Origin of the sequence: Streptomyces sp. NPDC096324, from assembly GCF_044763015.1 — a bacterium.
In the GTDB taxonomy this organism is placed as follows: domain Bacteria; phylum Actinomycetota; class Actinomycetes; order Streptomycetales; family Streptomycetaceae; genus Streptomyces.
Window position 1 is genome coordinate 728,466 of sequence record NZ_JBIWFK010000004.1, and the last position, 23,888, is coordinate 752,353.

The 23,888-nt window shown below is 72.2% G+C and carries 24 protein-coding genes; 12 read left to right on the forward strand and 12 right to left on the reverse strand.

Going from position 1 to position 23,888, the window contains the following annotated elements:
- Positions 1-34 precede the first annotated feature (34 nt).
- Together proP and ACIQ7M_RS13960 are read left to right on the forward strand one after the other, a co-directional pair.
- On the forward strand, positions 35-1,432 hold the full coding sequence (gene proP / locus ACIQ7M_RS13955; protein WP_355771717.1) for a glycine betaine/L-proline transporter ProP: 1,398 nt from the start codon (positions 35-37) through the stop codon (positions 1,430-1,432).
- A 126-nt stretch (positions 1,433-1,558) separates the two neighbouring features.
- Positions 1,559-2,230: an O-methyltransferase gene (locus ACIQ7M_RS13960; protein WP_403643422.1), complete on the forward strand. Its 672-nt coding sequence runs from the start codon at positions 1,559-1,561 to the stop codon at positions 2,228-2,230.
- 37 nt (positions 2,231-2,267) lie between these two features.
- Here ACIQ7M_RS13960 and ACIQ7M_RS13965 read toward each other — a convergent pair whose 3' ends face one another.
- Complete coding sequence (locus ACIQ7M_RS13965) at positions 2,268-2,663, reverse strand: hypothetical protein (RefSeq protein WP_355771734.1); 396 nt, start codon at positions 2,661-2,663, stop codon at positions 2,268-2,270.
- A gap of 120 nt (positions 2,664-2,783) precedes the next feature.
- On the opposite strand from ACIQ7M_RS13965, the gene ACIQ7M_RS13970 reads away from it, so the two are divergent.
- On the forward strand, positions 2,784-3,212 hold the full coding sequence (locus tag ACIQ7M_RS13970) for a DUF1992 domain-containing protein (protein WP_355771723.1): 429 nt from the start codon (positions 2,784-2,786) through the stop codon (positions 3,210-3,212).
- Between the two features lie 128 nt (positions 3,213-3,340).
- Here ACIQ7M_RS13970 and ACIQ7M_RS13975 read toward each other — a convergent pair whose 3' ends face one another.
- Together ACIQ7M_RS13975 and ACIQ7M_RS13980 are read right to left on the reverse strand one after the other, a co-directional pair.
- Positions 3,341-4,174, reverse strand: coding sequence for a hypothetical protein (locus tag ACIQ7M_RS13975; RefSeq protein ID WP_403643425.1), 834 nt, complete (start codon positions 4,172-4,174; stop codon positions 3,341-3,343).
- A gap of 14 nt (positions 4,175-4,188) precedes the next feature.
- Positions 4,189-5,010 carry a hypothetical protein gene (locus tag ACIQ7M_RS13980; RefSeq protein WP_403643428.1) on the reverse strand — a complete coding sequence of 274 codons (822 nt, stop codon included), beginning with the start codon at positions 5,008-5,010 and terminating at the stop codon, positions 4,189-4,191.
- Positions 5,011-5,180: 170 nt separating this feature from the next.
- Here ACIQ7M_RS13980 and ACIQ7M_RS13985 point away from each other — a divergent pair, with 170 nt between their 5' ends.
- The gene (locus ACIQ7M_RS13985) at positions 5,181-5,711 is read left to right on the forward strand and encodes a GNAT family N-acetyltransferase (protein WP_403643431.1); all 531 of its coding nucleotides are present in this window, start codon (positions 5,181-5,183) and stop codon (positions 5,709-5,711) included.
- Between the two features lie 11 nt (positions 5,712-5,722).
- Here the strand turns inward: ACIQ7M_RS13985 and ACIQ7M_RS13990 are convergent, their stop codons facing one another.
- The gene (locus tag ACIQ7M_RS13990) at positions 5,723-7,897 is read right to left on the reverse strand and encodes an MDR family MFS transporter (RefSeq protein WP_386989342.1); all 2,175 of its coding nucleotides are present in this window, start codon (positions 7,895-7,897) and stop codon (positions 5,723-5,725) included.
- 167 nt (positions 7,898-8,064) lie between these two features.
- Between ACIQ7M_RS13990 and ACIQ7M_RS13995 the strand changes: the two genes are divergently transcribed.
- Complete coding sequence (locus ACIQ7M_RS13995) at positions 8,065-9,438, forward strand: peptidoglycan-binding protein (RefSeq protein ID WP_403643435.1); 1,374 nt, start codon at positions 8,065-8,067, stop codon at positions 9,436-9,438.
- A gap of 428 nt (positions 9,439-9,866) precedes the next feature.
- On the opposite strand, the gene ACIQ7M_RS14000 is transcribed toward ACIQ7M_RS13995, so the two are convergent.
- Positions 9,867-10,529 (reverse strand): HAD-IA family hydrolase, encoded by a 663-nt coding sequence (locus ACIQ7M_RS14000; RefSeq protein ID WP_403643438.1) that lies wholly within the window; start codon positions 10,527-10,529, stop codon positions 9,867-9,869.
- A 657-nt stretch (positions 10,530-11,186) separates the two neighbouring features.
- Positions 11,187-11,768 (reverse strand): TMEM165/GDT1 family protein, encoded by a 582-nt coding sequence (locus tag ACIQ7M_RS14005; RefSeq protein ID WP_355768683.1) that lies wholly within the window; start codon positions 11,766-11,768, stop codon positions 11,187-11,189.
- 480 nt (positions 11,769-12,248) lie between these two features.
- Between ACIQ7M_RS14005 and ACIQ7M_RS14010 the strand changes: the two genes are divergently transcribed.
- The 3 genes from ACIQ7M_RS14010 to ACIQ7M_RS14020 all read left to right on the forward strand — a co-directional run bounded on the left by ACIQ7M_RS14010 (position 12,249) and on the right by ACIQ7M_RS14020 (position 15,537).
- A complete protein-coding gene (locus tag ACIQ7M_RS14010) occupies positions 12,249-12,893 on the forward strand; it encodes an HNH endonuclease family protein (RefSeq protein ID WP_403643441.1) in 645 nt (214 codons plus the stop codon).
- 143 nt (positions 12,894-13,036) lie between these two features.
- Positions 13,037-14,707, forward strand: a complete 1,671-nt coding sequence (locus ACIQ7M_RS14015) for an alkaline phosphatase D family protein (protein ID WP_403643444.1) — start codon at positions 13,037-13,039, stop codon at positions 14,705-14,707.
- A gap of 200 nt (positions 14,708-14,907) precedes the next feature.
- Complete coding sequence (locus tag ACIQ7M_RS14020; RefSeq protein ID WP_386984445.1) at positions 14,908-15,537, forward strand: DedA family protein; 630 nt, start codon at positions 14,908-14,910, stop codon at positions 15,535-15,537.
- A gap of 166 nt (positions 15,538-15,703) precedes the next feature.
- Here the strand turns inward: ACIQ7M_RS14020 and ACIQ7M_RS14025 are convergent, their stop codons facing one another.
- Positions 15,704-15,934, reverse strand: a complete 231-nt coding sequence (locus ACIQ7M_RS14025; protein WP_355768694.1) for a DUF2277 domain-containing protein — start codon at positions 15,932-15,934, stop codon at positions 15,704-15,706.
- A 102-nt stretch (positions 15,935-16,036) separates the two neighbouring features.
- Between ACIQ7M_RS14025 and ACIQ7M_RS14030 the strand changes: the two genes are divergently transcribed.
- Together ACIQ7M_RS14030 and ACIQ7M_RS14035 are read left to right on the forward strand one after the other, a co-directional pair.
- A complete protein-coding gene (locus ACIQ7M_RS14030; RefSeq protein ID WP_403643447.1) occupies positions 16,037-16,810 on the forward strand; it encodes an MBL fold metallo-hydrolase in 774 nt (257 codons plus the stop codon).
- A 141-nt stretch (positions 16,811-16,951) separates the two neighbouring features.
- A complete protein-coding gene (locus tag ACIQ7M_RS14035) occupies positions 16,952-17,866 on the forward strand; it encodes a ketopantoate reductase family protein (RefSeq protein ID WP_403643450.1) in 915 nt (304 codons plus the stop codon).
- Positions 17,867-18,062: 196 nt separating this feature from the next.
- Here ACIQ7M_RS14035 and ACIQ7M_RS14040 read toward each other — a convergent pair whose 3' ends face one another.
- The 4 genes from ACIQ7M_RS14040 to ACIQ7M_RS14055 are packed head-to-tail and all read right to left on the reverse strand — an operon-like array spanning position 18,063 to position 21,562.
- Positions 18,063-18,974, reverse strand: coding sequence for a LysR family transcriptional regulator (locus ACIQ7M_RS14040; protein WP_403643453.1), 912 nt, complete (start codon positions 18,972-18,974; stop codon positions 18,063-18,065).
- Positions 18,975-19,011: 37 nt separating this feature from the next.
- A complete protein-coding gene (locus tag ACIQ7M_RS14045; protein ID WP_386984435.1) occupies positions 19,012-19,599 on the reverse strand; it encodes a hydrolase in 588 nt (195 codons plus the stop codon).
- Positions 19,600-19,601: 2 nt separating this feature from the next.
- A complete protein-coding gene (locus ACIQ7M_RS14050; protein WP_403643457.1) occupies positions 19,602-21,053 on the reverse strand; it encodes an MFS transporter in 1,452 nt (483 codons plus the stop codon).
- Positions 21,050-21,562 (reverse strand): MarR family transcriptional regulator, encoded by a 513-nt coding sequence (locus tag ACIQ7M_RS14055; RefSeq protein WP_403643460.1) that lies wholly within the window; start codon positions 21,560-21,562, stop codon positions 21,050-21,052. The genes ACIQ7M_RS14050 and ACIQ7M_RS14055 overlap by 4 nt, the downstream gene beginning before the upstream one ends.
- Positions 21,563-21,721: 159 nt before the next feature.
- Between ACIQ7M_RS14055 and ACIQ7M_RS14060 the strand changes: the two genes are divergently transcribed.
- Complete coding sequence (locus ACIQ7M_RS14060; RefSeq protein ID WP_403643463.1) at positions 21,722-22,054, forward strand: hypothetical protein; 333 nt, start codon at positions 21,722-21,724, stop codon at positions 22,052-22,054.
- 124 nt (positions 22,055-22,178) lie between these two features.
- Complete coding sequence (locus ACIQ7M_RS14065; protein ID WP_403643466.1) at positions 22,179-22,550, forward strand: VOC family protein; 372 nt, start codon at positions 22,179-22,181, stop codon at positions 22,548-22,550.
- Positions 22,551-22,744: 194 nt separating this feature from the next.
- On the opposite strand, the gene ACIQ7M_RS14070 is transcribed toward ACIQ7M_RS14065, so the two are convergent.
- On the reverse strand, positions 22,745-23,629 hold the full coding sequence (locus ACIQ7M_RS14070; RefSeq protein WP_386984428.1) for a prohibitin family protein: 885 nt from the start codon (positions 23,627-23,629) through the stop codon (positions 22,745-22,747).
- Positions 23,630-23,888 lie beyond the last annotated feature (259 nt).

Genomic DNA, 23,888 nt, shown 5'->3' on the forward strand with positions numbered 1-23,888 from the left:
GGACCCGTCCCTGTCCCCGGAGAAAGGAAGGCTCTTGCCGACCGCTACCCCGACCGCGACCCCGACGGCCCCCGCCGTACGTGTCCCGGCTTCCGCCCGCCCCGTCCCCTCCGAGGTCACCGTCACCGACCCCGCGCTGGTCAGGCGTGCCGTGAAAGCGGCGGCGCTCGGCAACGCGATGGAGTGGTTCGACTTCGGCGTCTACAGCTACATCGCGGTGACCCTGGGCAAGGTCTTCTTCCCCTCGGGCAACCCGACCGCCCAGCTCCTCTCGACGTTCGGCGCCTTCGCTGCGGCCTTCCTCGTCCGCCCGCTCGGCGGCATGGTCTTCGGCCCGCTCGGCGACCGGATCGGCCGCCAGAAGGTCCTCGCGCTCACCATGATCCTGATGGCGGCGGGCACCTTCGCGATCGGTCTGATCCCGTCGTACGCCACGATCGGCGTCGGCGCTCCGGTCCTGCTGCTCGTGGCCCGTCTGGTGCAGGGCTTCTCCACCGGCGGCGAGTACGCGGGCGCCACGACCTTCATCGCCGAGTACGCGCCGGACAAGAAGCGCGGCTTCCTCGGAAGCTGGCTGGAGTTCGGCACGCTGGCCGGATACATCGGCGGCGCGGGTCTGGTGACCCTCATGACCGCCCTGCTGTCCACCGACGACCTGCTGTCCTGGGGCTGGCGCGTCCCGTTCCTGATCGCGGGCCCGATGGGCATCGTCGGCCTCTATCTGCGGATGCGTCTGGAGGAGACCCCGGCGTTCGCCGCGGAGCTGGAGAAGTCCGAGGCCGCCCGTCCCAAGGTGCCGCTGCGCGAGATGGTCGCCGGCCAGTGGCGCACCCTGCTGCTGTGCATGGGCCTGGTGCTGGTCTTCAACGTCACCGACTACATGCTGCTGTCCTACATGCCGAGCTATCTGACCAGCGAGCTCAAGTACGACGAGACGCACGGTCTGCTCGTCGTCCTCGGTGTGATGGCGCTGATGATGGTCGTGCAGCCCTTCGCGGGCGCCCTGACCGACCGGATCGGCCGCCGCCCGGTGATCGCCGCGGGCTGTGCCGGTTTCCTCGCCCTGTCCGTCCCGGCGCTGCTGCTGATCCGCCAGGGCAGTCTGCTCGCCGTCGCGCTCGGCATGGGCGCCCTCGGTCTGCTGCTGGTGTGCTTCACGGCCGCGATGCCCTCCGCGCTCCCTGCGCTCTTCCCGACCCGGGTCCGTTACGGCTCTCTCTCGATCGGCTTCAACGTCTCCGTCTCGCTCTTCGGCGGCACGACCCCGCTGGTCGTCACCGCCCTCATCGGGGCGACCGGGAACATGATGATGCCCGCGTACTACATGATGGCCGCGGCCGTGATCGGCGGTGCAGCCGTCTGGTTCATGACGGAGTCGGCGGGCCGGCCGCTGCCGGGCTCGGCGCCCGCCGTGGAACCCGCCCGCCGCTGACGTCCGCGGGCCCCGCGCCCCGCCGACGCGCGGGGCCCGAATCCCGCTGGCACGCGGGGGCGCCGGGAGCTAGGTTCGAGACGGAAGTCCTTAGCGCATCTAACTAGGCTATGAAAGGCCCGGTGCATGAGCGAGTCGCAGGTCTGGAACGACGTCGACGACCACTTCACCCACCTCCTGGCCCCCGCCGACGAAGTCCTCGCCGCCGCGCTGCACGACAGCGACGCGGCCGGACTGCCCCCCATCGGCGTCGCGCCGAACCAGGGCAAGCTGCTCCAGTTGCTCGCCGAGATCCAGGGAGCCCGCCGCATCCTGGAGATCGGCACGCTCGGCGGCTACAGCACGATCTGGCTGGGCCGCGCCCTGCCCGCCGACGGGACGCTGATCACCCTCGAGTACGAGCCCCGGCACGCCGAGGTCGCCCGCGCCAATCTCGCGCGGGCCGGCCTCGACAAGATCGCCGAGGTGCGGGTGGGCCCCGCCCTGGAGAGCCTGCCGAAGCTGGCGGACGAGCATCCGGAGCCGTTCGACCTCGTCTTCATCGACGCGGACAAGGTGAACAACGCCCACTACATCGAGTGGGCGGTCCGGCTCACCCGGCCCGGCAGCGTGATCGTCCTCGACAACGTGGTCCGCGGTGGAGCGGTGACCGACGGGACGAGCACCGACCCGAGCGTGCGGGGCACCCGGGCCGCGCTCGAACTGATCGCCACCCACCCGAAGTTGGACGGCACGGCGGTGCAGACGGTGGGCAGCAAGGGGTACGACGGCTTCGCGCTGGCCCGCGTACGGGCCTGACCGCCCGGCCTCGCGCCGCCGCACCCCCTCACCGGGCTCAGACCTCGTGGTAGAAACCCACGTTCACGGTGTGGGGCCCGGTGCGGTCCTGGATGACGAGTTCACCGGAGCCGCCCGCCGGGAGTCGGGCCGTCCCGCCGTACGGAAGCGGCTGGGGCTGGAGTCCCGTGAGGATCAGCCGGACCTCGGAGGACGGCTCCGCGTGGGAACCCCGGAGCCAGCTGACCTGCCAGGAGCCGTCCGGACCGCACAGGAACTCCAGGTGGACCCGGGAGACGAACAGCCAGTCGTCGGGGGTCGCGAGACGGCACACGGCCCGGTCCCGGCCCACCCGCAGCATGGCTCCGGGGTCGCTCGGCGCGTCGGCCATCTGCATCCCGGCCGTCGCTCCGGCGTCCCCTCCGGTCACCGAGGCCATGGTGAGTTCGAGCAACGCGCGCTCCTTCGTGAGGTGCTGGTCCAATTGTCCTGACGGGGAACGAGGTTGCCCCGTCGCCGCCGCATGATAATTCGACCTTCACCGTCGCCGTGTGACCTCCGGCACAATGGACTCATGACCGAGCGCAAGCCACCGGGTGTCAGCTTCGAGTCGTGGGTCGACCGGCAGATCCGCCAGGCGGAGGCCCGCGGCGAATTCACGGAACTCCCCGGCGCGGGCAAGCCGCTGCCGGAGGTCACCGACACCCCGTACGACGAACTCTGGTGGATCAAGCGGAAGATGGCCCGTGAGGGCCTGTCCGTCCTGCCGCCCACGCTGGCCCTGCGCAAGGAGGCGGAGGACGTGCTCGCGGCGGTTCCCACGCTTCCGTCCGAGCGGGCGGTGCGGCGGGCCGTCGAGGACGTCAACGTCAAGATCCGCGACATGATGTTCAAGCCGCCGCCCGGACCTCCGCTCGGCCTCAAGCCGTACGACGTGGAGAAGATCGTCCAGGAGTGGCACGCGGCCCGCGAGAACCCGGCCCCGGGCGGCCCGCGACCCTAGGTCGTGTCCGCGAGGTTCCCGTGCCCGGCGGCGCCTCGCAGGCACTCTCGCCGGACCGGTGTGAGGCCGCGTCCCGGGGCGTCGTCCGGGGCGCGGCCTCATTCACCGGGGAAGGCTCCGAGCCGGGCTCAGAGCCGCAGGAGCCGCTCGGTCATCTCGCGGTAGTCCCGCAGGGCGAGCCGGAGCCGCTCCGTGTCCTCGCCGGTCGCCTTGTCCTCGCCGCCGGACCGCCACGACGTACGCAGGTCGCGCCGCCGCCGGGTCACGGCTTCCGTGAACCGGCCCGCGAGCTCCTCCAGCACCTGGTCGGCCTCCTCCACGGAGGCCTGCGGCCCGTCGACGAACCCGCCGACCGCGTGCCGCATCCGCAGCGAGAACTTGTCGTGCTCGTCGAGCGGCAGCATCCGCTCGTCCCGCCCGGCGGAATCCGCCGGGCGCCCCTCGGTGTCCGCCGGGCCGCCCCGGGGGTGCGCTCCCGCGGCGCCGCGCGACACGGGACGCGGACCGGGTCCGTCGTCGGAGGCACCGGACGTGTCGGGTACCGGTGACACGGGGCCGGCGCCCGTACGCCCCGCGCGGCCGTCGGCCGGGGCGGCACCCCGCTCGTCGACGCCGGCGCCCGTCGTCGCGCGGGACGACGTACCGGTCCCGGCCGGGCGGACGGCCGAGCCGGCGCCGTCCCCGGCACGGTCGCCGTTCCGGTCCGGGTCGCCGGTCCCGCCCGGGGCGGGCTCGGTGGACACGGGGTCCACCCGGCCCTTCAGAGCCTCGCGGCGCGACACGTCCTCGCCCTCACCGCGGTCGCCGTCCGCCCGGTCGTCCGGGGAACGCTCGGGGGGTACGGGGGTCACGCGGCCCTTCAGTCCGGCCTCGCGGGGCCCGGCGGGGCCGGGGCCCACACGCCCCTTCGTGGCGGCGGCCTCGTGGGACGGGGTGCGCTCGGGATCCTGGTCTGGCTTCATGGTGCTCACCTTCTTCAACTCCCCTTCGCCTGACGCCTGGTGAAGGACCAGGGAAGGTGGGAGCGAGTGTCGGGGGTGGACGTCCTGCTGCTCTCGGCGTTCTCACCGTTCTCGCCGTTCTCGGCGCGCCCTGCGTTCCCGGCGCGCCCGGCGTTCTCCGCCGGCTCGGCGCCCCGGCTGTCCTTGGTCAGGGCGAACCGCCTGCTGCGCTCCGGGCGGGTGGCCTCGGTGGCGCTGACGTCGTCCGTGTCGCGCGCCCTGCCGGGCGCGGTGTCCTCGCGGGTCGGGGTCAGCAGGTCGTCGAAGAGGTCGCGGGCCTCCAGCATGGCCTCGCGCAGCTTCTCGGTGTCGACACCGCCGTTCCCGCCCCCGCCGGTGCGGGCCAGCGCGGCCCGGTGCACACTGCGGTACCCGTGGACGTGGTGTCCGTGGTGGACGGAGAGCGCGGACACCTGCTCCTCGTAACGGTCCCCGTCAGGGAATCCGCGCTCACCGGCCAGCTCGCCGAGCAGACGGTCGGCCTCGGCCACCGCCTCCTGGGGCGAGTCGACGAAGCGTTCCTGGGCGGCCGTCCAGCCGGCCGCGTACCGTTCCCTGGCCGCGGGTTCGAGCGGCCGCTCGCGCAGTGCGCCGTGCCGCTTCACGCGCTCGTTGAGGTCGCGTTCGGCGGCCTGGGTGTCGCCGTCGTGCCGGGCGACGGTCCGGTCGTACTCCGGTCCGAAGCGCCGCCGCAGGGCGCGCCCGCCCGGCGGCCTTCGGGCGCGGAGGATCAGGGCGGCCGCGACAACGGCCAGGGCCGCCACGATGATCAGAGCGATGATCACGCCTGTGGACATGGGTGCCTTCCCGGTTCTCGACCCAACGGGCCGGTTCCTGGACCGGGTTGCCCGGAACCCGGGCCTCAAACGGCCCCGGGGACGGTGCCGAGGTCAACGCCCCTTCCTCGTTGCGCCGTTCGGCCGGAGCTCCTTATCCGGTTGCGTGCCCCGGGTGGCACCCGCCGACAATGGCCGGCATGACCCGATCGCCGTCCGCCGCGCGGGGCTCCTGGAGCGTGGCCCCCGAACCCTTCGACTCCCCCGCCGCCGCGGCCCTTTGGCGGGCGTACTACACCGAGGTCAGCGACCGGTGGTACGAGGTGCACGAAGGACGTACGACGGATCCCGACGAGCTGGAGCGGGAGATCGCCGCGGAGACCGGCGCCGAGTTCGCGCCGCCCGCGGGCGTGCTGCTCGTCGCGCGCCACGACGGTGAGCCCGGCGGCACGGCGGGAATCCGGATGCTCGACGCCACGACGGGCGAGCTGCGCCGGGTCTTCGTCCGCGCGGACCTGCGCGGCGAGGGCGCGGCCCCGCTCCTGCTGGCGGCCGCCGAGGCGGCGGCGCGCGGCCTGGGCGCCCGGCGGCTCGTCCTCGACACCCGCTCCGACCTCGTCGAGGCGCGGGCCCTGTACGCGCGGCACGGCTACGAGGAGACCGCGGCGCACAACGACCAGGCCTACGCGGAGCACTGGTTCCGGAAGGACCTGACCGGCTGACGGTCAGGCCGTCACGCCGGTTCCCCCTGCGGGCGGGCGGCCGGGGCTCTCTCGTGCGGGCGTTCCGCGTCGGACCCGCACATCTCCTCGTTCAGCTCCGCCACCAGCTGCGTGAGGTCGGTCGGACGGTCCGGCGTCCACCAGTCGCCGAGCAGATCGGCGAAGGACTCCTCGCGGGCCCTGGACAGATTCCCGGCGGCGACACGGCCCTCGTCGGTCAGGACCAGGTCCAGGCCCTCGCGGCGGGCGAACCGGCGTTCCTCGATCTGGCGGGCGGCGGCCAGAACGATGTCCAGGGGAACCGCGCTGTGCTCGGCCAGGAGAGCGGGCTCCGCCCACCCGTACTTCTTGATCCGCAGCAGCAGCCAGCTCGCCGCCGGCATGAGGTCGTAGCCGGCGCGCGCGGTGATCTTCTCGTAGATCTCGCGGCGCCCCTCGCGGGTGCCGAGCACGGACAGCGCCCGGCACACCTCGTCGTACGACGACCGCTCGACCGGGTTGCTCGCGAGTGTCTCCGTGACGTCGGGTGCCGTGACGGAGCCGCGCAGTCTGTCCTCGCGCAGGAACCAGGCCAGCACGAACCCGAGGAGGGCGACCGGGGCCGCGTACAGGAAGACGTCGGTGATCGAGGTCGAGAACGCGTGCAGGACGGGCTGCCGCAGGTCGGCCGGCAACTGGCCGATCCCCTTCGGGTCCGCCTTCAGGGAGTCCGTCGTGACGCCGGGTGGAAGCTGCTGTCCGGCCAGCGCCTTCGTCAGGTTGTCGCCGAGGCGGCCCGCGAAGACCGTGCCGAAGATCGCGACGCCGAACGAGGCGCCGATGGACCGGAAGAAGGTGGCCCCGGAGGTGGCGACGCCCAGATCCTCGTACGACACCGCGTTCTGCACGATCAGGACGAGCACCTGCATCACGAGGCCGAGGCCCAGGCCGAACACGAAGAAGTACGTGCTCATGATCCCGGTGCTGCTGTTCTCGTCCAGCTGGTGCAGCAGGAGCAGTCCCAGGGCGGTGATCCCGGTGCCCGCGACCGGGAACACCTTCCAGCGGCCGGTACGGCTGACGATCTGCCCGGAGACCGTGGACGACAGCAACAGCCCGAACACCATCGGCAGCATGTGCACGCCGGACATGGTGGGCGAGACGCCCTGCACGACCTGGAGGAACGTCGGCAGATAGGTCATCGCGCCGAACATCGCGAAGCCCACGATGAAGCTGATGATCGCGGACAGCGTGAAGGTGTGGACCCGGAACAGCTTGAGCGGCAGCACGGGTTCGGCCGCGCGTCGCTCCACCGCGACGAAGGCGACGCCGAGGACCACGCCGACGATCACGAGTCCGATGACCTGCGGCGAGTCCCAGTCCCAGGTGGTGCCGCCCAGCGAGGCCACCAGGACCAGGCAGGTGGCGACCGCGGCGATCAGGAACGTACCGGCGTAGTCGATGACGTGGCGTGCCGACTTCCTCGGGATGTGCAGGACCGCGGCGATCACCACGAGCGCCACGACGCCGACGGGCAGGTTGATGTAGAAGACCCAGCGCCAGCTCAGATGTTCCGTGAACAGCCCGCCGAGCAGCGGTCCCAGCACACTCGTCGCGCCGAACACCGCACCGAACAGCCCCTGGTACTTGCCCCGTTCACGCGGCGGGACGAGATCGCCGACGATCGCCATCGACAGCACCATCAGACCGCCGCCGCCGAGTCCCTGCACCGCCCGGAAGGCGATCAGCTCGCCCATGTTCTGCGACATGCCGCACAGCGCCGACCCGACCAGGAAGATCACGATCGCCGCCTGGAAGAGTCTCTTGCGGCCGTACTGGTCGCCGAGCTTGCCCCACAGCGGGGTCGCCGCCGTGGACGCGAGCAGGTACGCCGTGACCACCCAGGACAGGTGCTCCAGACCGCCTAGGTCGCTCACGATGGTCGGCAGCGCGGTGGACACGATCGTCTGATCCAGGGCGGCCAGCAGCATGCCGAGCAGCAGGGCGCCGATGGACACGAAGACGCTGCCGTGCACCGAGTCCCGGGCGTCGGTCTCCGCGGCGCTGCGGCGGCGCACGGCCGACTCGCTCACCTCGACCGAGTCGTGCAGTCCGGGCGGCTCGCCCATGCCGCCGCCGGTCGGCGCCTCCACCCCTTCCGGTCCCCGGCCGGACGGTGTGTCGGAACCGTGCGCGTCCCCGGTCATGCGGCCTCCCTGAGCACCGAGGGTCCCGGTCACCCTCCATCCTGATCGGTGTGTCCGGTTATGGCCTGTCGAGCCAACCGGAATCTGCTATTCAGGGGGGCTGCTTGAAGGTTGTATGAAGGTCGTCCGGATAATCACTGGAGTTTTCAGGGGGGAGGGACCCACTCGTGACTGAACCGACCGGGCATGTCTGCCCCGAGTGCGCCGCACACCGGGCGCAGGACGGCACCCCGTCCTGCGCCTGTACGCGCAGGGCGTCCGACGCCCTGCGCGACGAGCGCTCGGCCGAGGCCGCGGCGGCGGAGGACTTCAACCCGCTGCGCATACGGCCCTACGTAGAACTGGGCCCGGAGGACTCCGGGCACGCGGGAGGGGGCCTGGGACCGGCCGAGGGCGCCGGCGCCCCGTACCCGGCCGGCACGGGCTCCTGGCAGGCCGCGCCGGCGGCCGGTGAGGCCTGGACCGCCGCGGAAGCGGGTGCCTGGACGCCGGAGGGGGCGTGGGTGCCGGAGGGGGCGTGGGCGCCGGAGGGCTTCCATGGCGTCGCACCCGGCGGGGGTGGCGAACCGACGGGCTCCGTGGCCGGCGTGCCACCGGTCGGCGGAATACCGATGCCGCCCGCGAACGGGGAGGACGCGGCCGCTTCGACCATGCAGCTCTCCGCGATCCCGGCGGACGCGAACCTCGGCCCGGCTCCGGTACCGGCCGACGCGACCATGCGCCTGGCCCCGGTACCGGCGGACCCGGCCCCGTACTCGGCACCGCTGCCGCCGGAGGTGGACACGCCGTCGGCGCCGATGCCGGCCGACGCGACCATGCGGCTGAAGGCGCTCCCCTCGGAGGCGCGCGCCACCGACGTCCGCCTCTTCCACGAGAACGCGCGCCCGCCGGAGGCCGGACAGGGGGCCTCGCCCTCGCGTCGGTCCAAGCGCCGCCGGCGCACCGGGGTCCTCGCCGTCACCGGAGTCGTGGTGACCGTGGTGGCCGCGGCGGGGGTCGCGAGCGGACTGCTCTCCTACGACCCTCCCGCGCGGGACGAGGCCCAGCCGAAGGACGTCAGGGCGAGCGTGCCGGACGTCCTGTCGGACACGGCCTCCGCGGTGCCGTCGTCGAGCGCGTCCTCGGCGGAGTCCGCCTCGCCGTCCCCGTCGGCCTCGCTCAGCGCGAGCCCGTCTCCGTCGGTGTCCGCCTCCGACACGTCGGCCACACCGTCCTCGTCCGCCTCGGCGTCGCCGACGTCCGCCGAGCCGAGCGCGACGGCGACCGCGACGGGGTCCGTGGCCTCCACGGGGGGCGGCGGTTCGAACACGCTGGCAGGACCGACCCTGCGGCGCGGCGACAGCGGGTCCGAGGTGACCGAGCTCCAGCTTCGGCTGAGCCAGCTCAGGATGTACATGCACAGGGCCGACGGCCAGTTCGACCGTCACCTGGAGGACGCCGTGCGCTGGTACCAGTGGGCGCGGGGCATCTCGGGCGACGACCCCGGCGTGTACGGCCCGGCCACACGGGCGAGCCTGGAGGCGGAGACGTCCCAGCCGTAGCTCGCCGTCGGCGCTCACGGGTTCGGCCGGTGGGTGGGTCGGGGCCGTGCCGGTGCATCAGCCCGTCGCCGTTGGACGGAGAGGTGACCGTCGGTGGCGACGGGCATCGATGTACCGGCACGTCCCCGACGGTGCGTGGCCGACTGCGGGTGCGTCGCGGTGGCGGCGCCGACAAGGTTTCAGCCCCTCCGGCGTTTGAGGAGCGGGGTCTGGGGCGGAGCCCCAGGTGCGATGGGGGTCCCCCCTGGTCGAGCGAAGCCGAGACCTTGGGGGAGGGTAGGGGCGGAGGGGCGAGAACTCTCGGCCCAGCCCCCCACTCCCCGCGACCGCGACCGCGACCGCGACCGGGGGGATCCGTCCCCGGGGGGATCCGCCCCCTGAGGGGAACCCTTCCGGGGGGTGGGCCGAAAACCCGGCCCCCGCTCCGGTCAGCCGATGTGAAGCCGGACGGCTCCGCCTCCGAGAACCTCGACCCGCACCTCGGTCAGATCACGAACAAGCACATCCGGCCCATGGAACCCGGCCCGAGGACCGACACCCACGACCCGCATCCCAGCCGCCCGCCCCGCAGCGATCCCCGCCCCGGAGTCCTCGAAGACGACACAGTCCTCAGGAGCGATCCCCAGCTCGGCCGCACCCTTGAGGAACCCCTCGGGATCCGGCTTGCTGGCACCGACGGACTCGGCGGTGACCCGGACATCGGGAAGCCCGAGCCCCGCGGCGGCCATCCGCCCACTGGACAGCGCCACATCCGCCGAGGTGACGAGGGCGTGCGGCACTCCGACGAGGGAGGCGAGGAACTCCGGCGCACCCGGGATCGCGACAACGCCCTCCATGTCGGCGGTCTCCTCGGCCAGCATCCGCGCGTTGTCCGCGTAGTTCTGCTCCATGGGACGGTCCGGCAACAGCACCGCCATCGAGGCGTACCCCTGCCGGCCGTGGACGACCTTCATGACCTCGTCGCCGTCCAGCCCGTGCCGGTCGGCCCAGCCGCGCCAGCAGCGCTCGACGACGACATCCGAGTTGACGAGGGTCCCGTCCATGTCGAGCAGGAGGGCACGGGCGGTCAGAACGGTGGTGGCCGTCGTCATCGATGCTCCAAAACACAGGTAGGGGGACCAGTACACCCCCGGGAAACAAGGCGGCCCCGCCCGCCGGTCAGGGAGATGCGGACGGGAACCACTTTGTTCCTACAACATACAAAACAACCCCGCCCAGCGCCACTCGCCCCGCCCAACCCCAGGACAACCCTGCCCACACCAGGGGGTGGAAACCGGGGGAAGGATTCTCGCCCCCTCCGCCCCTACCCGACCCGTACCCGGGGCTCCGCCCCGGACCCCGCCTCTCAAACGCCGGAGGGGCTGAAACTGGCCCCGGCACCCGAAATGGCGCCCCGGAGTGAGGCGGACCCTGGGGCTCCGCCCCAGACCCCGCTCCTCAAACGCCGGAGGGGCTGAAATTTGCCCCGGTCGGGGCTGGAATGTGTCCCGGTCGGGGCTGTGACCGTCTGGATTCCGCATCCGCAGCCGGGAACGCGCCGTCGGGGACGTGCCGGTACATCGATGCCCGTCGCCACCGACGGTCACGTCTGCGTCCAACGGCGACGGGCTGATGCACCGGCACGGCCCCGACCCACCCACCGCCCGAACCCGCGACCGCGGACACGGCCCCGCACGACAAGGGACCGGCAACGCCCCCGACGCCGGCGCGACCAACGCCCACCGACAACCACGCAGGGGCGAGCGGACTCAGCCCGCCACGGCCTCGTACAGGCTCCAGACCCCGAGCCCCGTCATCAACACAGCCGCCACCTTGGTGATCAACGACAACGGCACCCGCTTCATCAGCGCCTTGCCGCCCACGATCCCCAGCCCCGCCACGGCCCACAGCCCCAGCACCGCACCGAGCCCCACCGACAGCGGATCGTCGTACCGCGCGGCGAGGTTCGCCGTCATGATCTGCGTGAGGTCGCCGAACTCGGCGACGAGGATGAGCATGAAGCCCGCTCCGGACACCTTCCAGAACGTCTGGTTCGCCGGCTTGCGGACCTCTTCCTCGTCCTCGTCCTTCTTCATCAGCAGCACAGCGGCCCCGCCGAGAAACAGCACACCGGTGACGGCGTGCACGATCTGCTGCGGCAACAGCGTCAGCACGCTGCCCGCCGCGACGGCGAGCGTCACATGGACGGCGAAGGCGGCGGCGACGCCGACGAAGACGTACGAAGCGCGGTAGCGGGTGCCGAGGACGAGGCCGGCGAGCGCGGTCTTGTCGGGCAGTTCGGCAAGGAAGACGACACCGAAGACGAGCGCCATCACGCTGAAGCTGATCAAAATTCCTCAATCGGTCGGGCTGCCCCGCCGAGAGTGTTGCGATTGCGCGTGCTGTGACTGCGCGACACCTCGGCACGGCAGCACACAGCAACACCCGCGCCGGGAGGCACGGGCACAAGCACCCACACCGGAAAGCCCGGCAGGGCAAGTGCACTGCTTGCCGAAGGTCTCGCTGGCCGGCCTCATGATCGAGGCCTGCCTCCGGGCGCCGGCTCAGACGAGCTGAGCAGTATGTCGACGGTCCGGCGAAGAGCTACTCCCCTTCTGCGCCGTCCATGGTACGCGACCCGCGAGGCGGCCCCCCAGGGCCGAAAGTCCCCCGCCCTGGACACCAGGACGTCGGAGAAAGTTCTGTCATGAACCTTGTTATGTCATGAACGCGTCATTATTTTCTAACCGCGCACTTACCTCACGGCAACACGACGCCGCGAGCATTCGTTCGCCCGCACCCCAACACCCCCACACCACAAGGGAGTTCGCATGCCCAAGGTCTACGCGCGTCGACGGCTGAGCATACTCGCAGGCATCACAGGTCTGATAGCCATGGCCGGAGTTTTCACCGGCCCGACCGCCTCCGCCGCCCTCCCCACCCCGGTCAGCGCGGCCACCGCCCGCACCTACCTCGCGTCCCTCACCGTCGCGACCGAGAACCGCACCGGCTACTCCCGCGACCTCTTCCCGACCTGGATCACGATCAGCGGCACGTGCAACACCCGTGAGTACATCCTCAAGCGCGACGGCTCCAACGTGACCACCGACTCCGCATGTGTGGCCACCGGCGGCAGCTGGTACTCCGTCTACGACGGCGCCACCTGGACCGCCGCCTCCGACGTCGACATCGACCACCTCGTCCCACTCGCCGAGGCCTGGGACTCCGGCGCCGGCGCCTGGACCACGGCCCAGCGCCAGGCCTTCGCCAACGACGTCACCCGCCCGCAGCTCCTCGCCGTCACGGACAACGTCAACCAGTCCAAGGGCGACAAGGACCCGGCCGAGTGGATGCCCTCGCGCACCGCGTACGCCTGCACCTACGTCCGCGCCTGGGTGCAGGTGAAGTACTACTACAACCTCAAGATCGACTCCGCCGAGAAGACCAAGCTGAGCTCGGTCCTCGCCGGCTGCTGACCCGCACCCGCCGCGCAGACCGGCGGCCGCGGGCCGCCAGGGTTCCGGGCACCGTCCCCCCACGGTGTTTCACGGTCTCCGGAACCTCCCCACGGGCCTCCGTCGTTCCGTACCGTACGGGGCGACGGAGGAGGGGGATCACCATGGCCGAGCTGCGCCTGGGGCCGCTGCTGAGGTACGTGGACGGCTCGTCGGCGACCTTCTGGGTCGAGGCGAGCCGCCCGTGCACCGCCGAGGTGCGCTGCGCGGACGGCACCCGCGGACAGGCCCGCACCTTCCAGGTGGCGGGCCATCACTACGCACTGGTGCCGGTGGACGGACTGACGCCGGGCACGACCACCTCGTACGAGATCCTGCTGGACGGCGCGGCCGTGTGGCCGCCACCCGACTCGCGCTTTCCCCCCTCGGTCGTCCGCACCCCCGGGGGCGAGGACGCCGCCGTCCGCGTCACCTTCGGTTCCTGCCGGTGGGCATCGCCGCCCGCGGACGAGAAGGACCCGGTGGGACCCGACGCGCTGGACACCCTCGCCGCCCGGATCGCCGAGGCCCCGGACGCCGAACGCCCGGACGTCCTCCTGCTGTTGGGCGACCAGGTGTACGCGGACGAGGTCTCCAGGGCCACCCGCGCCTGGATCGCCGCGCGCCGGGGTCTCGCGGACCCCCCGGGCCACCAGGTCGCGGACTACGAGGAGTACACCCGCCTCTACTACGAGTCCTGGCTCGACCCCGAGATCCGCTGGCTGCTGTCGACCGTACCGAGCTGCATGATCTTCGACGACCACGACGTCATCGACGACTGGAACACCAGCGCGTCCTGGCTCGCGGAGATCCGGGCGACCCCGTGGTGGCGCGAGCGGGTGCTCAGCGGTCTGATGTCGTACTGGGTCCACCAGCACCTCGGCAACCTCTCCCCCACCGAGCTCTCCCGGGACCGTCTCTACGCGGCCGTGCGCGAGACCCCCGACGGCACGGACGTGCTGCGCGCCTTCGCCGCCCAGGCCGACACCGACCCGGCCTCGGTCCGCTGGAGCTACCGCCGCGACTTCGGCCGGACCCGTGTCCTGATGCTCGACACCCGCGCGGCCCGCGTCCTGGACGAGAAGGACCGGGCGATGCTCGATCCCGGGGAGGCGGCCTGGCTGCGGGAGCAGGCCCTGGAGACGCCGGAGTCCCGGGACCACCTGCTGATAGGCACGTCACTGCCCTGGCTGCTGCCTCCGCTGATCCATCACGTGGAGACGTGGGACGCCGCCCTGTGCCGGGGCGACCGGGGCGGGCGCTGGGCGCGGTTCGGCGAGCGGCTGCGCCGAGCGGCCGACCTGGAGCACTGGGCGGCGTTCCCGGAGTCGTTCACGGAACTGACGGAGCTGATCGCCGAGGCCGGCTCGGACGAGCGGGCACCGGCGACCGTGTGCGTGCTGTCGGGAGACGTGCACCACGCCTACGTCGCCGATCCGGTCTGGAGCGACCCCGCCCGGCAGCCCTCGGCCCGCGTTCTCCAGCTGACCTGCTCCCCCGTCCACAACTCCATCCCGCTCTCCGTACGGCTCGGCTTCCGCTTCGGCTGGAGCCGCCCCGCCCGGCTGCTCGGCACCCTCCTTGCCCGGCACGGCGGTTGCGCACGGCCGCCGGTCGAGTGGCGGAAAACCGGGGGCCCTTGGTTCGGCAATCAGCTCATGACCCTTACCCTGCACGGCCGTTCGGCCTCCCTGAGGCTCGAACAGGCACGGCGGGCGCGCGGCGACGGCCTCGGCCGTGCGGCCGGAGGTGCCCGGCTGACGACGGTGGCGGAGTCCCGGATCACCCCGGAATAGGCGCATTCCGCGCGGTCGCCGGCGCCGTCCCGCATACCGGAGCGTGCGGGCGTGTGAACGTGATGTCACCGACACATGCGTCCCCGGAGGATCTTCCGCACCATCCGCGGCGTACGCTGTATGGCGGTCACAGACCGCACGCCGCTCCGTCGCGAGGAGTGGCGCGGTCGGGCTCACGGGGTGGTCGGGGGAGAGTTTCGGTGCTGGAGAGTGTGGGGTCGCTGACAGGCAGCCCATGGATCTACGCGGTGATCGCCGTGTCCATCGTTCTCGATGTCTTCCTGCCCGTTCTGCCGAGCGGAGTCCTGGTCATCACGGCGGCGACGGCCGCGGCGGGCTCCGCCACGGCGACCGGCAACGTCCCGCACGCCGTGCCCGACATCCTGGTGCTCACCCTCTGCGCGGCCACGGCCTCGGTCCTCGGTGACCTGGCGGCGTACCGCCTCGCCTGGCGGGGTGGCGACCGTCTGGTTCGCGCCATCGCCCGGTCCCGCCGCCTGACCCGGGCGCAGGAACGTCTCGGCCAGGTCCTGGCGAGCGGCGGCGGTGTGCTCGTGGTCGTCGCCCGTTTCGCTCCGGCCGGCCGCTCGGTCGTCTCGCTCGGCGCGGGCGCCGCGCACCGCCGGGTCCGCGACTTCCTGCCCTGGTCGGTCCTCGCCGGCCTGGCGTGGGCGGGCTACAGCGTCGCCCTCGGCTACTTCGGCGGCCAGTGGCTGGGCGCCACCTGGCTCACGGCGGCCGTCTCGGTCGGGGCCCTGTTCATCGCGGGTGCGGGCGCGGCGTACGTCGTACGCCGTCCCGCGGTACGGGAGCGGGAAGCGGGCGCCTGAGTCCCGGCTCGAGGGCACAGGGGCGGACAGGGTCGCACAGGCACGCGGACACGCGGGCCGTACGAGCACGCAGGCGTACGGGCGTACGGCGCCCTCGGGTGAGGGCCCAGGGGCACGCCGTCCCACGGACCGCCCCGACCGTGCGCCGGGCGAGGCGTCCGGTCGGTCATCCGGCGTGCTGGGTCGCCGCCCCGCGCACCTCCAGGTGGTCCAGCAGTTCGGCCGTGGCGGCCGCGACCGCCTCGACGGCGCGGTCGAAGACCTCACGGTTGTGGGCGGCCGGGGCACGGAACCCGGACACCTTGCGGACGTACTGCAGAGCGGCGGCGCGGATCTCCTCCTCGGTCGCTTCCTCGGGGATCGCGGGCGGGCGAAGTGTCTTGATGCTGCGGCACATGGGTCCAGTCTCGCGCGTCCGGCGCCGTCGTGGTCACCGCTCGCGCGAGGCGGCCCGTCCGGGCCGGGAATAGCGCCGCCGGTTCGCCGGATTGAGCAGAACATGACCTCAGTGGAGATCACCTACGTCGGCGGCCCCACCGCCGTCATCGCGATCGGCGGCCTGCGGCTCCTGACCGATCCGACCTTCGACGCTCCCGGCGAGTACCCCGTCGGCTCACGGAAGCTGGTGAAGACCGCCGGACCGGCGCTCCCGGCCGAGAGGATCGGCCCGGTCGACGCCGTCCTGCTCTCGCACGACCAGCACCCCGACAACCTGGACGCGTCCGGGCGCGGGTACCTCCGGAGTGCCCCGGTGACCCTGTCGACGGCATCGGCGTACGAGCGGATCGGCGCCCCCGTACGCGCCCTCGGCCCCTGGGAATCCGTCGAGCTGGCGCGTCCGGACGGCGGAGCCCTGCGCGTGACGGCCGTTCCGGCGCAGCACGGGCCCGACGGCTCGCTGCCTCTCGTGGGCGAGGTGACCGGCTTCGTGCTGTCCGGGGAGGAGCTGCCCAAGGTGTACGTGAGCGGTGACAACGCGTCCCTGGACGTCGTACGGGAGATCGCGGAGCAGGAGGGCCCCTTCGACGTGGCCGTGCTGTTCGCGGGCGCGGCGCGCACCCCGCTGGTGCCGGACGCCCCGCTCACCCTGACCAGCGAGGACGCGGCGCGGGCCGCGGAGATCCTCGGCGCCGTCCGGGTGGTCCCGCTGCACTTCGAGCACTGGGGTCACTTCACGCAGGACGGTTCGACCCTGACGAAGGCGTTCGCGCGGGCGGGTCTCACGGACCGGCTGCGGCTGCTGGAGCCCGGGGCTTCGGTACGGGTGCCGTAGCGGCCCCGCGCGGTCCGGTCCGCACAACATCCCAGTGATTGCTTGGTGTTCGGCAAGCTCCTCCGAGGATTGACTCGGGTCGCCGCGTCTTGTGACCATCTCCGGGGCCCGTTCGGGTCCCGTGGACAGAAGCGAGGATCTATGGCGAACGACGCGCTGACGGTGGCCGTGCTGGGTCCGGGAGGGGTCGGCGGGCTGCTCGCGGCGCTCCTGTCCCGCGCCGGTCACCGGGTCGTCTGCCTCGCCGGTGACGAGACGGCGCGGAGGCTGGCCGCGGACGGCATCGAGGTGCGCAGCGGCCACTTCGGCGACTTCACGGCGCGGGTGGCGGCCGACACCGAACTGCGCGAGCCGGCCGACGTGTGCCTGATCGCGGTCAAGGCGACGGCCCTGGACGCCGCGCTGGAGCGTCTCCCGGCGAAGGCCCTGGGCGAGGAGGGACTGATCGTCCCGCTCCTGAACGGTGTCGAGCACCCGGCGCTGCTGCGCGAGCGCTACCGCCCGGAGCAGGTGGCCCCCGCGGTGATCCGCGTCGAGTCGACGCGGATCGCCCCCGGGGTGATCGAGCACGGCAGCCCGTTCGCCGAGCTCGACCTCACCTCCGACACGGCACCCCGGGCGCGCGTCGAGGCGTTCGCCGGGGCCCTGGAGTGGGCCGGGCTGCACGCCCGGGTCCAGGACGGCGAGTCGGCGACGCTTTGGGCGAAGATGGCGTTCCTCGCGCCGTTCGCCCTGCTGACGACCCGGTACGGGGTGCCGGTGGGCGACGTACGCACGCTGCACCGCGCCGAGTTGACCGCTCTCGTCGAGGAGACGGCCGCGGTGGGTCGCGCGTGCGGAGCGGCCACCGATCCGGCGACCGCCCTCGCCCGTTACGACGCCTTCCCCGCGGCCACCAGGTCCTCGATGCAGCGGGACGCCGAGGCGGGTCGCACCCTCGAACTCGACGCGATCGGCGGCGCGTTGCTGCGGGCGGCGGAGCGGACCGGGGTGCCGGTTCCGGTGGCGGGCGAACTGGTCCGGCATCTGACGCCGCTCGCCGGCACGGACGACTGACGGTCGGCGTGCCGTGCCCGGCGCTGCTGGGTCCGGGCCGAACCGCCGGACCCCGCAAGGGTGTTCGTCCGACTCTGCAAGGGTGTTCGTCCGACTCTGCAAGGGTGTTCGTCCGACTCTGCAAGGGTGTTCGCCCGACCGTGCACGGGTGGTACGGGGACCGGTGTCGGCGCCGGTCCCCGGCGTCGCGCCGGTGTCAGTGCCCCGCCACCGTGCCGGCGTCCGAGCAGTGCCGGGCCACCGTGTCGGCGAAGGCGTGCGCGGCGGGTGACAGGGCGTCCCAGCGGCGGACCGCCCAGCCGACCGCGAGGGGCGGCAGGGCCGGTACGGGGAGGAAGCGCAGGCGGGGGTGTCTGTGCCCGGGCAGACCGGGCAGGGCTGGGACGACGGCGTGGCCGAGGCCGAGTTCGGCGAGCAGGATCGCGGTGTCCCAGTCGGCGACGCTGGTGTCGGAGGCGCTCGCCGGTATCCCCAATTCCCGGTAAGCGGTGTCGAGATGGGCACGAGAGGTGGACCGCTCGGGAAGTCCGACGATCCGCAGTCCGGCCAGTTCCTCCGCCTCGATCCTTTCCCGCGCGGCGAGTTCGTCGTCGGCACGCACGGCGAGCACCCAGGGGAGTTCGACCACGGCCCGCTGCTCGATCCCGCGCACGGGAGGGCCGAGGGTGACCCAGGCGAGGTCGAGTCCGTGGTCGGCGAGCGCCTCGAAGCAGCCTCGGCTGGAGTTCTCGGTCTGGAACTCCAGGCTGACCTTGGGGTACCGCCCCCGGAACTCGACCACGGCCTCGGCCATGAAGTGCCGCACGGTGGTGCCGCCGGTGGCGATCCGCACCGTACCGCCGCCCCCGCGCGCCAGTTCGTCGAGCCCGCGCAGCGCGAGGTCGAGCCCGGCGATGCCGTCGGCGGCGGCCCGTTCGAGGAGCCGCCCGGCGCGGGTGGGCACCACGCCCCGGGCCTGCCTCTCGACGAGTCCGAGCCCGACCTCGCGTTCCAGCCGGCGTACGTGCTGGCTCACCGCCGACTGCGTGCAGCCCAGCTCCCGGGCCACGGCGCTCAGGCTTCCGGCCCGGCAGACGGCGACGAACACGCGAAGATCATCCAGAGTCACGGCCCCAAAATACTCGCGGGCCCGGCGAGTTGACCGATCAGACCCGGGTCTTGTCGAGCAGCTCGACGATCTCCTCGGTCGTGCCGGTCTCACCGAGGCGGGGGAAGATCCGCTCGACGCTGTTGCGGTGCGTCTCGGGGTCGAGGTCGGACATGGCGTCGGTGGCGAGGGTGACGTGGTAGCCGTGTTCGTGCGCGGCGCGCGCCGAGGACTCGACGCCGATGCTGGTGGCGATGCCGGCCAGCACGATCTGGGTGATCCCGCGGCGGCGCAGCTGCAGGTCGAGGTCGGTGCCGTAGAAGGCGCCCCAGTTCCGCTTGGTCACGCTGATGTCCTCGGGGTGCCCGGCCAGTTCGTCGACGATGACGTCCCAGCCCTCGGGGAAACTGCGGGCGCGGCTCGGGCCGTCGATCCGGCCGCGTACGGCGTCGGCGCCGTCGGCGGCGGCGGTGACCCGGACGAGGACGACCGGGAGGTCGTGGCCGCGGAACGCGTCCGCGAGCCGGACGGAGCGCTCCACGACGTCGGCGCCGGTGTTCGGGGCGACGGCCGGGTTCCCGACGATGCCGTGCTGAAGGTCGATGAGGACGAGCGCGGTGCGGGGGTCGAGCGTGGTGACTGCCATGGTCAGGCCTTTCGGGGGGTGGGGTCGCGAAGGGATCGGTCGATGAGGGTCACGGCCAGGAGCAGTACGGCTCCGGCGAGCATGAAGAGGGCCAGGTGGTGCAGGCCGCCGGTGTCGGCGCCGTGCGTGAAGAAGGCCGCGTCGGCGGCGGAGGCCGCCATCGCGCCGAGGTACATGAACGTGCGCAGCAGCCCGGCCGCCGAGCCGATCCGGGCGGGGTCGGCCTGCCGGTAGAGGGCATTCTGATTGGCCAGGCCATTGAGTCCCTGCGGCACACCCATGAGCGCGCCGACGGCGGCGAGGAGCCAGATCGCGCTGCCCGCGTCCAGGGCCAGCATCGCCAGGCACCCGGCGACCTGGACGAGACTCCCGACCACGAGCTTGCCGCGGACGGACTCCCGCCGTCCGGTCAGGCCGGAGACGACGAGTCCGCTGAGCGACAGCGGCAGCAGGACCAGTCCGGCGCCGGCCGCGTGCAGCCCGTGCCCCTCCTCCATCCACTGCGTGAACCCGTAGAGGAAGGCGTAGGCAGTGGTGTAGCTGAGGAACTGGCGCACGAAGGTGGCCAGCATCGGTCCGTTGCCGCCGAGCACCCGCAGGTCGACGAACGGCTCCGGGACCCGCAGTTCCCACCGCGCGAAGGCGGCCCCGGCGACGAGCGCGAGCACCGGCAGGTACCAGTCCGCCGCTCGCGGTCTCATCAGGAACAGCATCAGCGAGACGAGCAGGGCGGTGAACAGGGCCATGCCGACGAGGTCGACACCACGCGCACCGGACGCGGACGGCCCGGACGCCTCCGCGTGGGCGGGGTGGGCCGTCGCCGGTTTCGCGGTCTTCGGCAGCCGCAGGGTTCCGAGGACCAGACAGGCCAGGGACAGCGGCACGTTGACGAGGAAGATGGTGCGCCAGCCGCCGACGCCGATGAGCAGGCCGCCCAGGGTGGGCCCGACCACGGCGACGGTCTGCGCGGAGACGGCGAGCGCGGTGAGCACACCGGCCGGGCTGCTCTGCCCGGTGCGCTCGGCCTCGCCGCGCGTCAGGTGCATCGCGGCGGGATAGGCGGCCGAGGTGCCGAGTCCGAGCAGCACCCGGGCGGCGACGAGCGCGCCGAGGTTCGGGGAGAGGGCACCCAGAAGTCCGGCGACGCCCACCATGGCCGTACCGACGAGATACAGCCGACGAGGTCCGTAGAGGTCGACGAGCCGTCCGATGACGGGCTGTCCCACGGCGGTGGCGAGATAGAGCCCGGAGACCAGCCACGCGGTGTCCGCCGGGGACGCGCCGAGCGCCCTGCCGATCGGCACCAGCGCCACGGCGATCATGGAGGAGTTGACGGGATTCAGTACGGTCCCGAGGACCATCGGGGCGATCAGCCGGCGGTCGAAACGGTCGGGCGGGCGGTGCCGTGTGGGGGTGATCCGGTGCTGGAGCCAGTCGCGGAGGGTGGGTATCACGACCGGGTGAGCCGTTCCAGCAGCGCCATCGCCGCGATGACGGTCTGCCGCTCGTCCTCCGTGCAGCGCTCCTCGAAGGCCCGGGCGAGCCACTCCGAACGGGCCTGCCGGGTGCCTTCGACGCGCTCGCGCCCGGCGTCCGTGAGCGTCACGAGCTGACGCCGGCCGTCCCCGGGGTCGGGGTTGCGCTGGATGAGGCCGAACTGGTCGAGGGCCGCGAGCGTGGCGGCCATCGACTGCGGGCGCACACCTTCGACCGCCGCCAGCGCACTGGCCGTGGCGGCCCCGCTCTTACTCACCAGGGTGAGCGCGGAGATCTGGGAGGGGGTGAGGTCCTGGGCCGGGTCCTGGGCCGAGCCCCGTGCCGAGCCCCCTGCCGGGTCCCGTGTCTCGGACACCTCGCGGATCCGCCGCCTGAGCAGGCTGAACGCGACGCGCAGATCCTGCGCGGCACGCGCCGCGGAATCCGAGACGCCCGCGTCGTTCGGCCGATTGCCGCTGTGGTCCATGCGGCCACCGTAGATCGCCCAGCTCAAACTGTCCAGTTCAAACTGTGCAGTCTCACCTGACGATTCCTCCTCGTATCGAACCCTCGTTCGGAACACTCGTTCGCGTGAAGTCCCGGAAGGAACTCGCACCACAAAATCGAACAGGCGTAGCATTGCCGTGTGGCTGCGACCTATGACTTTCCAAGTGACCTCCTCGCCGGTCAGGAGGAGCTGCACCAGGTCCGGGCCGAGCTGCTGGCCCTGCTGAAACGACTCCCCTGGTCGGTGGAGCCGCTGGACGGCTTCAGCGACACCGGCGGCTGGCGCAAGGTGGAACGCCCCGCCTCCCCCGGCTGGACCGACGACGAACAGGCCGAGGTCGAGAAGCTCCGCCGACGCGAGCTCGAGCTCACCGTGTTCGTCTCGGGCCACCGCTTCTGGTCGGACATAGCCCCTCCGGACAAGGTCGACGCCCGGATGCGGCTGAAACACACGCGTGACGAGCCGTCGTAGGCGCCGGTTCTGACGGGGGAAGCAAACGGCCGGTCGGCGATCGTCGGGCGTCGCGGTCTCGCCGATGAGTTCACCGGCCCCGGACGGTCTACCCAGCGATACGACCGTTCCCGACAGGAGTGCCATGTCCACCATCCAGCCCGTGATCATCACCGCCAACCACGACGTCCTGCTGGGCTTCTATACGAAATTGTTCGGCGCCGAGGAGATCTTCCGGGTACCGGAGGAGGGCCCGGTCTTCTACCTCGGCCTGCGCATCGGCGACACCGACCTCGGGTTGGTGGCCAAGGAGAACCCGGAGACGGGGGCGGCGGCTCCGCGGATCCTGCTCAGCATCGGTGTCGACGACGTCGACGAGACGCTCGGCCGGGTGAAGGCGCTGGGCGGCTCGGTCCACGGCGGCCCCAACGACATGCCGTGGGGACAGCGCGTCGCCCACATCCAGGACCCCGACGGCAACCCGGTGAACCTCACCCAGCCGATCCCGGCCCAGTGACGCCCAGACCGAGGCCCAGGCCTTCCGGCTGCTCGCGCCGGTCGGCCTGGGCCTGTGTCGAGTCCTGAGACCGGTGGCTCACCGTTGCCTGTGGCTGTACGAGGCCGATGCCACCGGTCACGCCCACCACAGCCGTCGCGCCCATCGCCTCCGTCACCCCCGGAACGGGGCGAACGGCGTTGGCCGCTGCGACATCACTTCTTGCGGCCGTCCACGATGACCGGCGTGCCGCCCGAGTCCGTGCCGCACGGCACCGCGTACACCGGGTTGGACTTCGCGGCTTCCTTGTAGGCCTCGAGGCACTGGTTGTACAGCACCTTGTCGCTCAGCGACTGCTCGATGATCTTGTTGGCGCGGGCGATGCCCTCGGCCTCGATCCGCTTGCGCTCCGCCTCCGCCTTCGCCGTACGCGCCGCCTCGGTGGCCCGCTCGGTGGCCTGCTCCTGCTGGATCTTCTTGTCGATCTGGTCCTGCAACTTCTCCGACGGCCGCACGTTGCGCAGGTTGACGGAGGTGACGTCGATGCCGCGGGGCGCCAGCCGCTCCTTGACGAGGTCGGCGATCTCCGAGCTGATCTGCTCGCGCCCGGATGCGTAACCCTCCTCGCTGGTGTGCTTCGCGAAGACGTTGCGGACGATCTCGCGGCTGTCCGGGAGCACCAGCCGCTCCTCGACCGCGTCCTCGGTGCCCGCCAGCCGGTACAGCTCGATCGCCTTGGCCGGCACCACGGCCCACTTGATGGTGACGTCCGCGTAGAGCACTCCGCCCTGGGAGGAGCGGACCTCGACCACGTCCTTGCCGTTGAGGTCGAGATCCACCGGGCGGGTGGAGAAGGACGTGACGTCGGTGAACGGTGACGTGAAGTGGATGCCCGAGACCAGCGGCGTACCGGTCTTGCCGAAGGTCACCGGCACGCCGACCTCGGAGGCACTCACGACATGGACGCAGGCGAAGACGCCCGCCAGCACGCCCGCCACGGCGCTGAGCGCCGCCCCGAGCTTCCAGTTGCCCGCGGCGGTGCGGCCACGGCCGACAAGGAAGAGCACCACCGCGGTTATGAGCAGCAGAATGGACAGCACGAACACAGGTATCCCCCTCGGAAACGATTCCGCGCCTCCTGGGGCGCGGCCCCGCGCGCATCGTAGCGATCTCAGGTGACAGGCTCGGACGCAGTCCGGGCCGGGCAAGAACACTGACGACGCGAGGGGTTGCCGTGGTTGCGGCATTTCGCTGCCGCACCGTGATCCAACTCACCGAGGGAGCAGATCGGTTCGAGCGTGCGCACACCCCGGGACGGGTACGTCGACTGCGGCAGGGGAAGCAGGAGAAGCGCGACCA

What these genes read in the sequence shown, in the direction of transcription:
- ACIQ7M_RS13960 (WP_403643422.1), top strand. Translation starts at nt 1,559, where the DNA reads ATGAGCGAGTCGCAGGTCTGGAACGACGTCGACGACCACTTCACCCAC.
- ACIQ7M_RS13970 (WP_355771723.1), top strand. Translation starts at nt 2,784, where the DNA reads ATGACCGAGCGCAAGCCACCGGGTGTCAGCTTCGAGTCGTGGGTCGAC.
- ACIQ7M_RS13975 (WP_403643425.1), bottom strand. Translation starts at nt 4,174, where the DNA reads ATGAAGCCAGACCAGGATCCCGAGCGCACCCCGTCCCACGAGGCCGCC.
- ACIQ7M_RS13980 (WP_403643428.1), bottom strand. Translation starts at nt 5,010, where the DNA reads ATGTCCACAGGCGTGATCATCGCTCTGATCATCGTGGCGGCCCTGGCC.
- ACIQ7M_RS13985 (WP_403643431.1), top strand. Translation starts at nt 5,181, where the DNA reads ATGGCCGGCATGACCCGATCGCCGTCCGCCGCGCGGGGCTCCTGGAGC.
- ACIQ7M_RS13990 (WP_386989342.1), bottom strand. Translation starts at nt 7,897, where the DNA reads ATGACCGGGGACGCGCACGGTTCCGACACACCGTCCGGCCGGGGACCG.
- ACIQ7M_RS14000 (WP_403643438.1), bottom strand. Translation starts at nt 10,529, where the DNA reads ATGACGACGGCCACCACCGTTCTGACCGCCCGTGCCCTCCTGCTCGAC.
- ACIQ7M_RS14010 (WP_403643441.1), top strand. Translation starts at nt 12,249, where the DNA reads ATGCCCAAGGTCTACGCGCGTCGACGGCTGAGCATACTCGCAGGCATC.
- ACIQ7M_RS14015 (WP_403643444.1), top strand. Translation starts at nt 13,037, where the DNA reads ATGGCCGAGCTGCGCCTGGGGCCGCTGCTGAGGTACGTGGACGGCTCG.
- ACIQ7M_RS14025 (WP_355768694.1), bottom strand. Translation starts at nt 15,934, where the DNA reads ATGTGCCGCAGCATCAAGACACTTCGCCCGCCCGCGATCCCCGAGGAA.
- ACIQ7M_RS14030 (WP_403643447.1), top strand. Translation starts at nt 16,037, where the DNA reads ATGACCTCAGTGGAGATCACCTACGTCGGCGGCCCCACCGCCGTCATC.
- ACIQ7M_RS14035 (WP_403643450.1), top strand. Translation starts at nt 16,952, where the DNA reads ATGGCGAACGACGCGCTGACGGTGGCCGTGCTGGGTCCGGGAGGGGTC.
- ACIQ7M_RS14045 (WP_386984435.1), bottom strand. Translation starts at nt 19,599, where the DNA reads ATGGCAGTCACCACGCTCGACCCCCGCACCGCGCTCGTCCTCATCGAC.
- ACIQ7M_RS14055 (WP_403643460.1), bottom strand. Translation starts at nt 21,562, where the DNA reads ATGGACCACAGCGGCAATCGGCCGAACGACGCGGGCGTCTCGGATTCC.
- ACIQ7M_RS14065 (WP_403643466.1), top strand. Translation starts at nt 22,179, where the DNA reads ATGTCCACCATCCAGCCCGTGATCATCACCGCCAACCACGACGTCCTG.